The organism is Algoriphagus sp., assembly GCF_030694375.1.
In the GTDB taxonomy this organism is placed as follows: domain Bacteria; phylum Bacteroidota; class Bacteroidia; order Cytophagales; family Cyclobacteriaceae; genus Algoriphagus.
Genome location: NZ_JAUXYL010000038.1, coordinates 499,400 through 511,437, shown reverse-complemented (window position 1 = coordinate 511,437; position 12,038 = coordinate 499,400). Strand labels below are relative to the sequence as shown.

At 43.0% G+C, this 12,038-nt stretch carries 12 protein-coding genes and 1 tRNA gene; 11 read left to right on the top strand and 2 right to left on the bottom strand.

All coding sequences use genetic code 11. From position 1 onward, the window contains the following. The first annotated feature begins 46 nt into the window (after positions 1–46). The 7 genes from Q8M62_RS14100 to Q8M62_RS14070 all read left to right on the top strand — a co-directional run bounded on the left by Q8M62_RS14100 (position 47) and on the right by Q8M62_RS14070 (position 4,859). Positions 47–340 (top strand): ATP-dependent Clp protease adaptor ClpS, encoded by a 294-nt coding sequence (locus tag Q8M62_RS14100; protein ID WP_304899948.1) that lies wholly within the window; start codon positions 47–49, stop codon positions 338–340. Positions 341–351: 11 nt separating this feature from the next. After that, the gene (gene recR / locus Q8M62_RS14095; RefSeq protein ID WP_304899949.1) at positions 352–960 is read left to right on the top strand and encodes a recombination mediator RecR; all 609 of its coding nucleotides are present in this window, start codon (positions 352–354) and stop codon (positions 958–960) included. Between the two features lie 48 nt (positions 961–1,008). After that, positions 1,009–1,082: transfer RNA gene (locus tag Q8M62_RS14090), tRNA-Ala, on the top strand. A gap of 587 nt (positions 1,083–1,669) precedes the next feature. Further along, positions 1,670–3,223 carry a PKD domain-containing protein gene (locus tag Q8M62_RS14085; RefSeq protein ID WP_304899950.1) on the top strand — a complete coding sequence of 518 codons (1,554 nt, stop codon included), beginning with the start codon at positions 1,670–1,672 and terminating at the stop codon, positions 3,221–3,223. Between the two features lie 92 nt (positions 3,224–3,315). Continuing rightward, the gene (locus Q8M62_RS14080; protein ID WP_305668183.1) at positions 3,316–3,744 is read left to right on the top strand and encodes a hypothetical protein; all 429 of its coding nucleotides are present in this window, start codon (positions 3,316–3,318) and stop codon (positions 3,742–3,744) included. Positions 3,745–3,762: 18 nt separating this feature from the next. After that, the gene (locus Q8M62_RS14075) at positions 3,763–4,035 is read left to right on the top strand and encodes a hypothetical protein (protein WP_304899952.1); all 273 of its coding nucleotides are present in this window, start codon (positions 3,763–3,765) and stop codon (positions 4,033–4,035) included. After that, the gene (locus tag Q8M62_RS14070; protein WP_304899953.1) at positions 4,035–4,859 is read left to right on the top strand and encodes a Cof-type HAD-IIB family hydrolase; all 825 of its coding nucleotides are present in this window, start codon (positions 4,035–4,037) and stop codon (positions 4,857–4,859) included. The genes Q8M62_RS14075 and Q8M62_RS14070 overlap by 1 nt, the downstream gene beginning before the upstream one ends. 16 nt (positions 4,860–4,875) lie before the next feature. Here the strand turns inward: Q8M62_RS14070 and Q8M62_RS14065 are convergent, their stop codons facing one another. Next, positions 4,876–5,553 carry a DUF2461 domain-containing protein gene (locus Q8M62_RS14065; RefSeq protein ID WP_304899954.1) on the bottom strand — a complete coding sequence of 226 codons (678 nt, stop codon included), beginning with the start codon at positions 5,551–5,553 and terminating at the stop codon, positions 4,876–4,878. Between the two features lie 168 nt (positions 5,554–5,721). Here Q8M62_RS14065 and Q8M62_RS14060 point away from each other — a divergent pair, with 168 nt between their 5' ends. Next, positions 5,722–5,988, top strand: coding sequence for a DUF6364 family protein (locus tag Q8M62_RS14060; RefSeq protein WP_092729679.1), 267 nt, complete (start codon positions 5,722–5,724; stop codon positions 5,986–5,988). After that, positions 5,978–6,397, top strand: coding sequence for a PIN domain-containing protein (locus Q8M62_RS14055; protein WP_304899955.1), 420 nt, complete (start codon positions 5,978–5,980; stop codon positions 6,395–6,397). Before Q8M62_RS14060 ends, Q8M62_RS14055 begins: the two co-directional genes overlap by 11 nt. On the opposite strand, the gene murF is transcribed toward Q8M62_RS14055, so the two are convergent. Beyond that, positions 6,390–7,685, bottom strand: coding sequence for a UDP-N-acetylmuramoyl-tripeptide--D-alanyl-D-alanine ligase (gene murF, locus Q8M62_RS14050; RefSeq protein WP_304899956.1), 1,296 nt, complete (start codon positions 7,683–7,685; stop codon positions 6,390–6,392). The genes Q8M62_RS14055 and murF overlap by 8 nt on opposite strands. A gap of 92 nt (positions 7,686–7,777) precedes the next feature. Here murF and Q8M62_RS14045 point away from each other — a divergent pair, with 92 nt between their 5' ends. Further along, positions 7,778–9,862: a T9SS type A sorting domain-containing protein gene (locus Q8M62_RS14045; RefSeq protein WP_304899957.1), complete on the top strand. Its 2,085-nt coding sequence runs from the start codon at positions 7,778–7,780 to the stop codon at positions 9,860–9,862. Positions 9,863–10,068: 206 nt separating this feature from the next. Continuing rightward, on the top strand, positions 10,069–11,775 hold the full coding sequence (locus Q8M62_RS14040) for an amidohydrolase (RefSeq protein WP_304899958.1): 1,707 nt from the start codon (positions 10,069–10,071) through the stop codon (positions 11,773–11,775). Positions 11,776–12,038 lie beyond the last annotated feature (263 nt).

Below are 12,038 nucleotides of genomic sequence, written 5' to 3'. Positions count from 1 at the left end.
AATTCAGGTATCGCGCTAAGTTGTCTATTATTCTTAATTTTGCAAAATGAATCATTTAAGCAGCACCCTTCCCTACATCCAAGAGTCGGAAATTCTATTGGAGGAATTGCTGGATCAGGAGGAATTGGATCTGGTAGTTTTCAATGATGATGTCAATACATTTGAGCATGTCATCAATATTCTGATGAAAGTATGTAAACATTCTCATGAGCAAGCTGAGCAATGTACCCTTGTGATCCATTATAAAGGAAAGTGCGCTGTCAAAAAAGGGTCGAAAGAAGAATTGAAGCCCATGTGTGAGGCTATTCTTGATGCAGGGATTCAAGCAGCTATCTTATAAACTGAAATTCCTTGAACTTCCCCTCCAAATTAATTGAAGACGCGGTAACAGAGATCTCTCGCTTGCCCGGTATTGGCAAAAAAACAGCGCTTCGGCTTGCCTTACATCTTCTCAAGCAAAACGAAGTGGTGACAGAAGCTTTGGCACTCTCCATCACCAAAATGAGGTCGGAAATCCAATATTGCAAAACCTGCCATAACATCTCGGATGATGTAGAATGCAGCTTATGCAAAAGCCATCGAAGAGACCGGGCCATCATCTGCGTTGTGGAAGATATCCGAGACGTGTTAGCCATCGAAAATACCAACCAATATCAGGGACTTTATCATGTATTGGGAGGAGTGATCTCCCCAATTCAAGGAATCGGTCCGGAAGAACTTAAAATTGAAACCCTCATCAAGCGAGTCACGCTTGGAGATGTTTCAGAAATTATTTTGGCACTTTCGGCCACGATGGAGGGAGATACCACCTCATTTTACTTAGGTAAGCGGCTAAAAGAAACCGGTGTGAAAGTCAGTACCATCGCAAGAGGAATACCTGTTGGCGGGGAATTGGAGTTTACCGATGAAGTTACGCTAGGAAGAAGCATCCTGACCCGGATAAATTACGGAAACGAGTAAAGATTTATTTGCGAGGAAGGATTACCGTTCTATATTTGCACTCCGTTAGGGGGATTAGCTCAGTTGGCTAGAGCACTACGCTGGCAGTGTAGGGGTCATCGGTTCGAATCCGATATTCTCCACTTTAAAAGCTTCAAAGAAATTTGAAGCTTTTTTTTATTTTAGCTCTGCGCTGGCTAGATCGTCCCTGAATGCCTTCGGAGAGGTTCCCGATATTCATCGGGACTGGCTATCGGCTCGAATCCGTTTTCCTCCACAAGAGGCTGTCTCATAAATACCAATTTAAAATTGAGCGTAGCCGAAATGTTGCCATATTCCATGGAAATGGCATTCAATTCCGCTCAGGCTGACACCGGAGTGCCTTTTGAGACAACCTCTTTTCAATTTAAACCGCTTTTACCAAATATTTTATCCACACCCTCACAAGGAATCTGTTTTTATTTTTTCGAACTAACAGGAACACTTCATATATAAAATTGTACGATTTATTTCAGTTGCAAAATCAAATTATTGATAAAAAATACGGAAACTGGATTTACACATTACTTTTTTGTAGTTTAATTTTAACTTTTGTTACTAATTTCAAAAACCATTGGTTTACAGTTAATTACATTTCAATCAAACAAGGAGTTCCTTTACTTATATTTGATTCTGTTCCTTTAAAAACACCTTTGGGCACACGTGAAATCAAATGGACTTACGGCCAAAAATGAAGATCATCCTTGGCATTGCTTTCTTTCTGCTAGCAATGATTGACACTGCTGAGCTTTTTGCACAATGCCCACAAAACAACATCACAGTCACTGGCTTCCAACTAAGGAATCAAAACGGGGATTTATTTAGCGTCACAGACGAATATGAATTGGGAGAGTCTGTGACAGGTGAGTTATGGGTCAATTTTGGAGGATCTACAACCAATGGCTATAATCTGCTGATGTTTTATGACGTGGTGGTCAATGGTGCACTAATAGCAAATGACCAGTACGATTGTATTTATTCAGGAAAACAAGTAATACTGAATGTCTGGGTGAAGGTTAGAAATTTCACATGGAATTGGGGTGACATTATCCAAATCAAAGATATATTCATGTATTGGGAGACAGGCACCGTAAAACCTGAAACCACTTGTATTGTCAGCACTAAAAGCAACATCAATTCACAGTGCTATAGTAACCCGGAAGGATTTACCGCCGCAGTTCCCTTATTTCCAAAATTTGATTTTGCCAGCAACGGGATTTGCAATACAACGATTCAGTTCACGAGCCAAACCATCGGCGGTACGCCTCCATTCAATTATGCTTTCAGCTGGGATTTTAACAATGATGGGGTTTTTGATTCTAACTCGGCAAATCCGGTTTACAATTTCCCTTCTTCCGGTACCTATCCCATTACTTTAAGAGTAAATGATGGAACTACTACTACAACTATAATAAAAGAAATATTTATAGACCCCAACTTCGGAATTCAAGTCACCATTTTCCCTACTAAAAAAAGCGAAGAATCCGGTGAAATATATGTAGAAAGTGTCACAGGAGGCACTCCCCCCTATACTTATTATTGGACAGGCCCGGATGGATTTACCAGCACGGATAAGGACATCTTCAATCTAAAAGACGGATTATATCAGCTCGTCGTCACGGATGCAAACGGCTGCCAACAAACCGAACAGTACTTAATGGATATTGCTTCAGTATTGAATCTGGAGTGGAAATACTTTGAAGTCGAATTCGAAGGAGAAGTAATAAACCTAAGCTGGGAAATGAATTCAGAGACTTTGGGAACTGAGTACTACATACACCGTAGCTTCGGCGGTACTTCAAATTTTGAAATCATTAAAACTATAGTAAGTCAAAATCAAAGTCAAAGCAGAATTAAATATGAATTCACGGACAAAAAATTCTCCCGATTCGAAAAACATATTTATTATCGAATTGAAAAAAAGCAAGGGGGAAATTCCCAATTCAGTCCAGTAAAAATGATCAAACTGGAAAACTTAACACCCCGCGAAACTTGGCTAGTCTATCCCAACCCCTCCTCGGGAGAATATTTCAATCTCAATTACATTGATTCCAATGCGTCACTGGAAGTAGAGGTAACCCTGGATCTTTTTGATGCAGGCAATTTTTTCAGAAAAGCATCTTTGCCGATTAGATCCGGACAAACGCTTAAATTGAACGAAATATTCGGCACCCTCCCCAAAGGAATATTGTTTTTGCGGATCCAAAATGCGGATCAGGTAAAAATGATCAAGCTTATGAATTAAGCTTGATCCAAATCCAACTATTCCGGATTCTAGGCCAAACTCATAAAAAAGAGTTATTTTTCTATCCTTAAGTCATTCTTTAACGCTATTTAATGATGTTTTCGCAAAAAATATTGATCGGCGTCCTGTTAGTTTTTTTTCTTTCTGCATGCGCTTGTAATCCTGAAGACCTCGCAAGACTGGCTTTTAGCGGAATGGAAAGTGTTCTTGGCGAGGGATTTATGCCTTCTGAGGGAATTCGATCTTTGGGAAGATTTCAGAGCACTAGCGTCAATCTCAGTCAATCAACTGTAGAAGATTCAACTGAATCTACTATTTTTCTAAAACTGGAAAACGGAGATCCGGTGATTTTGGGAAATCAACCTGAGATTTTAGCACGAAGATGTGCGGAGATTTATCTTCAGGGTTTTAAAAAATCGAAAGATTATCAAATCATTACAGTGCAATTTATACAAACTGACCCCTCAAATCCTGCAAATATTGCTATGCAGGAATATACATTTGAAGTGAAAGATTTCTGACTTTAAACCCTTCCCGCCATGAATTTCCCTCCTGAATACCAAAAACCTCCTCAATCACTTGGGGACTGGATTATCAATGTTCTGATTACAAAAATCCCCTTAATCGGATTTATCATGCTGATCGTGTGGGCGGTGGATAAAAACACTGAATTAAACAAAGCAAACTGGGCCAAAGCAGAATTAATCGTGACTTTGATCGGATTTCTAATTGGTATTTTGATCATTGCTATGGTAGGATTCGGATTTTTCATGAATTTCGCAGACAAAATCGACTGGAATTCCTTAGACTGATGCAATTCAAGGCCATTTGTTCCGATATCGATGGAACACTTCTTAATTCCGAACGGGACCTTTCTCCAAGGCTGAAATCGGTAATCAGCCAATTTCCAAAGGAATTTCCGCTGATTTTGGCAAGTTCCCGAATGCCGGATGCGATGCGTCATTTGCTTAGGGATTTGGGCAGACCTACTGAGCCGCTCATTGCCTACAATGGCGGATTTGTCTTGGACAAAGCAGGAAACGTAATGGATTCAGTCGAAATTCCGATAAATCTTGTCGCCAAGATTTTGGAAATGACCCGGAAAACTGAAATCCACATCAGCCTCTACCATGGCGAAAACTGGTACGAGTCAAAAGAAGATTACTGGGCAAAGCGTGAGGCACAAAACACCAAAGTAAACCCAACTTGGATGGCATCTGAAGCCGTTTTGGATTTATGGGCCAAGGGCAACAAAGGCGCACACAAAGTCATGGTCATGGGGGATTCCAATGAAATCAGCTGGCTTTTCGGAGAATTACATCTTGCACATTCTTCAGATTTGCATTTGTACCGATCCAAAGACACTTACATCGAGATCGCGCCGCGAAAAATTTCCAAAGCAACTGCATTAAAGTTGGTTCTGGAAAACCGCTATGATTTCAGTATGGATGAGGTGATCGCCTTTGGGGACAATTACAACGACATCGACCTAATTCAGAGCGTAGGCTGGGGAGTTGCTGTCCAAAATGCAAGACCAGAAGTCAAGGCAGTTGCAAAAGAAGTCACCCTCCACCACAAGGAAGACGGGGTAGCTGCCACACTGGAGCGAATTAGAGGATTGAGATTTGAGATTTGAAATCAAAAACCCGAAATCACAAAATCCCCGATCCGTCCTCAACCTCTTCGATTGCTTGTCTTAAAAAATCATTAAAGGGCTTCATTCGCTGAAATCCATCCAAGGCAAAGGTGATAAAGGCCCCGGATTCCACGGCTTTGTCCGAAATCTGATGAGATACTGTAAAGCTTTTTAATTTGAGATATTCGATAAATTGATGATCTGCATCGTAATCTCTCGGGCTTGTTTTTAGCTTTTCACCCTCAATCTGGCTGAACAATTTTTTGAAGTCAGGATCATTTTCAATCCGCTGAAGTTCTGCTCCACTGTAGTCAATTTCTTTTCTAATTTTCTTCAAAGTATCTGCTTCAGGCATCCAGATGCCTCCGGCAAGAAATGAATTTCCGGGTTGGATCTGCAGGTAATATCCCGGACCCGGAGATTTTTTCCCACCGGGAGAAAAATAGGCTCCGAAGTTGGTCTTGTAGGGGGCCTTATTTGCCGAAAAGCGAACATCTCTGTTTTGGCGAAAGACACAATCTTTTGGCTTGAAAGCAGAAAGCTCCGGCTCCAATTCAGTCATTTCCTTCAGCAAAACTGCCACATCTTCCAGAAATCGCTCTTTGGTCTCCAGATACCATTTTTTATTGGAATCCATCCATTCTTTATGGTTGTTTTGAGCTAAGGCTGTAAGGAAATCGAGGTAAGGGCGCATGAAGAAAGGTTTAAAGCTAAAGTTAGAAATCTAAAAGCAAAAATCTTGAGGATTAACCAATGGAACCTCCTGGGGGTTTAGAACTTAAGAAATTACTTCTCAGTATTTCAACAGTTTAGAACTTTTGTCTAACTTACACGTGTTAAATTTCAAAAAGACACACGTATCATGAATACGAAATTAACCTTGACACTCGAAAAAGAGGTAATTGAAAAAGCTAAAGAATTTGCAGCCCGTCAGGGACAGAGTCTTTCTTCATTGGTGGAAAATTACTTCAAGCTACTGACTTTTGAGAAAAAAGAAGACCCCAAGAAAAAAAACAGAAAGCCGCTTCCAGAAAGCTTCTTAAAATTGAAAGGATGCCTTAAGCATGAAGGAGAGTTTGATTATAAGGAAGAACTGACCAAGGCTTTGGAAGAAAAATATGGTCTCTAGTTTCTTTCTAGATTCAGATGTGATTCTTGATTTTCTACTAGATAGGAATCCATTTAATTTCTCTGCGGATGAGATTTTTGAAGAAGGTTATAATAGGAACATTCAGATTTTCTTTTCTTCCCTGACTGTTGCCAACATCCATTATCTCCTTCGGAAACAATATGGAAATGATGGTGCTCTAAATAAAATCGCAGAATTATTAAGTTTCTGTCAAATCCTCCCGGTAACGGAAAAGGAAATCTTCGACGCAATAAAAAGCGGATTTTCTGATTTTGAAGACGCAATACAATATTTTACAGCGATTCAAAATTCGGATATAAAAGGCATCATAACCCGAAATCTATCAGATTATAAGAAGTCCAAAATCCCTGTTTTTTCACCTGAAAGCTTCCTTTCTACTTTCAAATAAAATCCACCAGCCCCTCCAATTTCATCCCACGGCTTCCTTTGATCAAAATCAAATAATCCTCCAGCTTACTGTCTTCAAGCCAGTTTCGGAGAGAAAAAGGATCAGGAAAATACAAGGCTTTAGGTGCTTTTTCCAATGCTGACACGATCAGCTTACCAGTAAAGCAAACCTTGTCAATCGGGTATTCACTCACAATCTCTCCCAGCTTACGATGCTCCTCCACGGCATGATCCCCCAATTCAAACATGTCTCCCAGGATGATCATTTTATGTTTTTTCCCGGTCATCTGCCCAAAAGTTCGGATGGCCACTTCCATACTCGATGGATTCGCATTGTAGGCATCCAAAATGATGGTATTGGTCCGCTTTTCGATGAGCTGCGAGCGCATGTTTTCGGGTTTGTAGTTGACAATTCCTGCAACCGCTTTTTCCATCTCCACTCCAAAAAACTTTCCAATAGTTAGCGCATTGGCAATATTTCCAAAGTTATACGCGCCAATCATGGAAGTAAGATACTCGCCTTCTACTCCCTCTACCGAAAACTTCACAAATGGATCCGCACCAAGAAAATTCACTTCGCAGAAGTCACCTTTAGCCGGATAAAGAACCGGATTTTCAAAACGCTTGGCCATGTTAGACAAAATCGGATCCTGAGAATTGATGAAAACCGTGCCCTTGGTCTCTCTCAAATGCTGAAAAAGTTCGGTTTTGGTTTTAAGCACGCCTTCGGGACCACCCATTCCTTCGAGGTGGGCTTTGCCAATATTGGTAATGAAGCCATGAGTAGGCTCAGCAATATCACAGAGTTCTTTAATATCGCCCTGCTTGTTGGCCCCCATTTCAATGATGGCAATCTCGTGTTCGGGTTTGAGACGAAGCAAAGTCAGTGGTACTCCGATGTGGTTGTTCAAGTTTCCAATTGTAGCGAGCGTATTGAATTTCTGGTTCAAAACAGCATTCAAAAGTTCTTTGGATGTAGTCTTACCATTGGAGCCGGTCAATCCAATGACTGGAATATTGAACTTCCTTCGATGAAAGGTTGCCAAATTTTGCAAAGTAGTCAGCACATCTTCGCAGATAAAATACCGCTCATCATCCTCCACCCAGTACTTGGGATCATCGATCACTACGACCGAGGCACCCATTTCCAGTGCTTTCGGCGCAAACTCGTTCGCATTGAAGTTTGGCCCTTTCAGTGCAAAAAAAAGATTGCCCGGACCGATTCTTCGGGTGTCAGTACTGACTCCGGTACTTTTGAGATATAGCTCGTAGAGGATGGAAAGATTCATCTTTGGAAAGAATTAATTCCCAAAATAACGCAATCGTTCACATCTTTGGGGAAGCTCTTTCGTTTTATTTTAGAGTTTAGATTTTCCTCTTCATGCAAAAAACGATTCTTACACTTTTCTCCCTGATCAGCTTTCAAGTATTTCCTCAGACCGTTTTTGAATTTGATCAGGAAAAATCACTTCGAATAGATGGACAAAACGTGCCCATTCCCTTTTCACAGGGCATCAACTCAGCTCAGATTCAGACTATTGACCTCACAGGAGATGGCAAAGAAGAATGGGTGGTCTGGGACATCAACGCGAGGACGCTTCAAGTCTTTGCAAAAAACGGAGAAGCCTTCGCCCTCCTTCCCGAACTTGCCTACTTTTTCCCAACTGACATCAATGGTTTTTTTGTCTTGGCAGACTTTGACAAAGACGGAAAAAAAGACCTCTTTACATCCACTCCCCTTGGAATCAAAGCTTACCGAAATACTTCTCAAGGCACACAAATCTCTTGGACAGTCGCTCAAAATTTCCTCCGTCTCGATGGAGCCAATAATATTCCCGCCAACAATCTGGACATTCCACTACTTCAGGACCTGGATGGCGACGGGGATTTGGACCTGGTAATATTCAATTTTGCTCAGGGAGATTTCTTGGAATTTTTTCGAAATACCTCGGTTGAGCGAAAAGGCCAGCCTGACATCGATGGTTTCGCTTTTTCAGTGGACTTCTGGGGGAATTTCGTCTTTTGTGGATGCGATGAGATCACCTTTGGAAAACGATGCGATGGAAGACCGATTAATTTCCGTGTTGATGCTAATGAAAATAACCGCATTCAGCACGCCGGAGGCCACAGCATTCTTTACCGGGATTTCACGGGAGATGGCATCGCTGATTTGATCCTCGGCCGAGACGAATGCAGCACACTTTATTACCTGCAAAACTTCGGAACCAATGATGCTCCGCTGTTTACCGGTTTTTCCAAAACCCTTCCGGGATTTGGGGCGCTACCTGAATTTCCGATCTTTCATGCTGGACAGCTGATTGATGAGGAATTGGTGATCTCTCTGAATACCAACGAAACGGCTGCTCCATTTCAAATCGACTTTGCCAATTCGGTAGTGAAATTATCCAGAAATACGGGCGCAGTAAGCCCTGTACTGCAAAATCAACTTTTTGACCTGGGAGAAAATTCACGACCCTATTTCAAAGGAAATGTCTTTGCAGGCGAACTTTGGCTTACTGCCAATCCCAAATCGGGAGAAAACATCATCGGGCAGGCCTTCAGAATGAGTTATTCCGGCAATCAGTTTAATCTCCTAAACTCAGATTATCTTACTGCCTCCTCCCTTAATTTACTTGACCTCCAACTTTTGGAATATGGAAGTGTAAAAAACCAGTCCTATCTTTTTGCCTCCGGAGTCAGGACTTCCAACGGCATTCCCTCACAGGTATTGCTTCGAAATGAGGGTGGAAATTGGACGGAATTCTCCCTGTCTGGACTTTCACTTCGGGTTAGGGATCAGCTCACATTTTTCCCCTATCAAGGAAAAGATCTTCTTTTGGTCGCTTCGCAAAATGGAAGTTTGACCTTGTATGAAGTGGATTTAGAAGCTAAATCTGCTACACTCAAAACTGCCAATATCCTTGGGTACCAAGACAATCCTGCCAATCGAAATCTCAGTGTGGCTGTACGAATTCAGGAGAAACCGGATTTGTATGCAGTGGATCAGACAGGAAGAATTTTTCTGATCAAAGACATGATGAACTCAGACGTTCGGGAGGAAGTGTTGGTAAAAATCCGGGATCAAGATCTGCCTTTTCGGTTGGGAAGAAATACCTGGATTTCGGTCGTAAATTCCGGTTTTGGTGACCAAGTTGACTTGATTTTAGGAAGTCGTGGCGGAGGGATCATCTATCTGAAAGCAGTAAACTCTAACGAACCGAACGACGGCGAAATTCTAGTCAAAGTCTATCCAAATCCTACTTCGGGTCCGATTAAGCTTGTCTCCAACACCGCTGCCAAAGCGCGTCTGATTTCGCCCTTTGGACAAATTTTGCTTGATGAAATTACTGTACCTGCCAACAGGGAGCTCGTACTTCAGACCCAAGTCCTTCAGCCGGGCATGTACTTTTTGCAAGTGGAAACCGAAGATCGGAAAGTGGCGATGAAGAAGGTACTGGTGAGGTGATTCAATCTTCCCACAGATTGTCACGGATTTTTGCACAGATCTTCATAGAGACACACGAACTTTTAGGTTTTGCCAAAAATCATATTCAAAAATCTGTGTTTATCTGTGATTTTTACCGGTGACAATCTGTGAGAACTTTCCTTCCAGATAATCTCATTTGCTCACATCCCTTAAAACATCTAGCTTCGGTTTAGAATTATAAATCCATGAAGAACATCTACCACCTCCTTTTCCTGGCGATTTTTGCCTGGGCATGCAAATCCGGCCCTGAAAATCCCGCGGACAAAGTTTTCGTCAACGGCATCATCTACACCGTGGACGAAGCCAATCCCAAAGCCCAAGCCGTGGCCGTTAAAGACGGCCTGATCCTCGCAGTAGGCTCGACAGAAGAAATCCAAGCCTACGTGGGCGAATCCACCGAAGTGATCGACCTGCAGGGCAAGACTATGACTCCCGGGCTCATCGAATCACACGCCCATCTCATGGGAATCGGCTACAACAAGCTGGAAATCGACCTGATGTATGTCAAAACCTATGACGAATTGATCGAAAAAATAGCTGAAGCAGCTGCCAAAGCCCAGCCGGGGGACTGGATCACCGGTCGGGGATGGCATCAGGACAAGTGGCTGCAAATGCCGGATAAAACCGTCAAAGGCTTCCAAACTCACGATGCCCTAAGTGCTGTCACACCCAATAATCCTGTGTACTTGGCTCATGCTTCCGGACATGCTTCGTTTGTCAACAAAAAAGCGATGGAACTCGCCGGCATCACGCCTTTACGCAGCGAAAAACCTACTCAAGAAGTCGAAGGAGGGGAAGTGCTCCGCGACGAGCTGGGAAATCCCACTGGAGTTTTGGTGGAAAGAGCATCTTCCTTGGTAAGTAAATTGATCCCAAAAGAAACTCCAGAGCGGGCCGAGGAAGCTTTGACTTTGGCACTGAAAGAACTCGCAGAAAAAGGGATCACGTCATTCCATGATGCCGGTTCGGGTCAGGATCTGATTGATCTTTTGCAAAAATTCAAAACCGAAGGCAAACTCACTGCCAGACAATATGTGATGCTCACGGGCCGTCAGCCGGAACTTTTGGAAGCGTGGTACAAGAAAGGGCCAATGATCGATCCGGATCATTTTGTGACCGTACGATCCATAAAACTCAATTGCGATGGCGCCTTGGGGCCTTGGGGGGCTTGGTTGCTGGAGGATTACTCCGACAAACCGGGACACCGAGGTCATGAGACTTTGCCGATGTCTGTCGTAACGGAAGTTTCTGAGAAAGCACTCCCACTTGGCTTTCAGGTTTGCGCGCATGCGATCGGTGACCGTGCCAATCAGGAGATTTTGGACCGATTTGAGGCAGCTTTGGCCAAGAATCCCGAAGCGAAAGATCACCGTTTCCGTATCGAGCATGCACAGCATCTGCATCCGGATGACATTCCGAGATTTGGTCAATTGGGTGTGATTGCAGCGATGCAGGCGATTCACTTGAGTTCGGACCGACCTTGGGCAATTGATCGCCTAGGAGAAAAGCGCATCATCGACGGTGCTTATGTATGGCAGACGCTGATGCAAACGGGTGCTGTAGTCACCAACGGAACCGATGCCCCTGTCGAGCCAGTAGATCCGATTCCCTCTTTCTTTGCTTCCGTTGCCCGCAAAACCCTTCAGGGACTTCCCGAAGGCGGCTACGAGGCCGAGCAAAAAATGACCCGGCAACAAGCGCTTAAGTCCTATACCTTGGATGGGGCTTTTGCCGAATTTGAGGAAGATTTCAAGGGCTCGATCGAAGTGGGAAAAGCGGCAGACTTCACCGTCTTTGACAAAGACATCATGGAAATCCCTGAAAATGAGATCCTCAATGCGAAAGTGGAGATGACCGTGGTGGGGGGTAAGGTAGTGTTCAGTAGGCAGTAAACTCCGCTCGCAGTGGGCAGACACAGTAGGTAGTTGCGACACTGTGAGGCACGAAGCAGTCTTAATCTAAGGTTAGAGCGCTAAAGTCAGATAGTTTACCTTCAGTAATTAGGCTGAAAGTATCATAGACCTGTCAGGATTCGAAATCCTGCCAGGTCTTGTTTTTTATAATATCACCCACTAATTGTCGAGGGGCAAGATTCCCGGTCTTCCGTATTTTTTTAACCAAGCCAATCGGTAAAATCTTAGGCTGGATCAATTAT